Raw genomic sequence first — 1402 nt, forward strand, 5'->3', positions numbered from 1 at the left:
GCAGGCGGACGGATACGGCAGCGCCGGCCGGACCTCCACCGCGGCCTGCCCGCTGAAGAGTTCCGGCAACCGGTAGCCGAATCCCTCGGCCGCGTCGAGCAGTCCTGCCGCCAGCTGTGCGGCCTGTTCCTGGAAGCCGGTGCGCAGCAGCCCCATCACAATCCACGCGGTCTCCTGCGTCCAGACCGCCCCCGAGCGGCGGCGGCTCGGCCAGAACCCGGGGTTCGCCGTCGACAGGGTGCGGACGCCGTAGCCGGAGAACAAGGTCCGGTCCATCAGCCGCGCGGCCACCGTCCGGGTCTCCTCGGGGTTCAGCAGCCCCGTGCCCAGCAGGTGTCCCATGCCGGACCCGACCCCGTCCACCCGCTGCTTCCGTTCGTCGAGTGCCATCGCCGGGTACGGGCCGGCGTCGTCGGCGCACCAGAACCGGCTGCGGAAGTTCTCCGCCAGCCGCGACGCGTAGTCGCGCCACTCGGCGCCGGCGTTCATGTCGCCGAAGTAGTCGAGCAGCACGGCCGCGGCACGGGCCGCCTCATAGGCGTAGGCCTGGAGTTCGGCGGAGGCGACCGTTCCGGTGGCCGGCCTGCCGTCCAGATAGTGGTAGGCGGCCCGCGTGTCGCCGGACCCCTGGTGTCCCGGACCCTGCAGGGCGGGAACCGGCGTCTCCAGGAAGCCGTCGCCGTCGGGGTCGCCGTCGATGCGCAGCCAGTCCAGCGCGGCCTCCAAATGGGGCAGCAGGTCCCGGACGGCATCCTCCGGCATCCCCGCGTGCCAGGCGTCGTGCAGCAGCACGATCCACAGCAGCGTGGCGTCGGGCGACCCGTACAGGACCGGGGGCAGTTGCCGGACCACGGCGTCCGCGGGCATCGACAGGCGGCGCTGCCGCACCTCCTGGACCATCAGGCCGGGCTGTTCGCCCGATTCCGCCGACTCGGCCGTGCCCTGCCAGGCTGCCACTGCCCGCAGCGTCCCTTCCGCTACCGCGGCGTCGACCGGCAGCAGCAGCCTGGCGGCAACCAGCGCCTCCCGGCCGTACAGCGTCAGGAACCATGGGGCCCCCGCGGCCAGGAAGACGTCGCCGGGGGTTTGGCGCCCGGCCATCCGCAGGCTGTTAAGGTCGGTCATGGAGCGGCTCATCAGTCGTTGGAGCCGGGGATCCCCGGCCAGCGACGGCGTGCGCAGCGGGGGCGCGCCCGCGCCGGTCAGGGGAGCCTCGGCGTCGTCAAGCTCCAGGCTCCAGGACAGGACGAGGACGGCGCCCGGCTTGAGCAGTTCAGTCCACTCCAGCCGGACCAAGCTGCCGTCGAAGCTGACCCGGGCGCCTTCGGCCGTCAGCGCGGCGCGTGTCTTGTCCCGCCAGCTCCAGATGGCGCCGCCGGGGGCCACCGAGCCGGCCTCGCCC

1 protein-coding gene is annotated in these 1402 nt (G+C 73.5%); it reads right to left on the reverse strand.

All coding sequences use genetic code 11. The features are described 5' to 3' along the window. A partial coding sequence (locus AC5RUJ_RS16340) for an amylo-alpha-1,6-glucosidase (RefSeq protein ID WP_494156257.1) occupies positions 1-1402 on the reverse strand: 1402 nt, incomplete at both ends.

Source organism: Arthrobacter sp. Y3223164 (genome assembly GCF_059091005.1).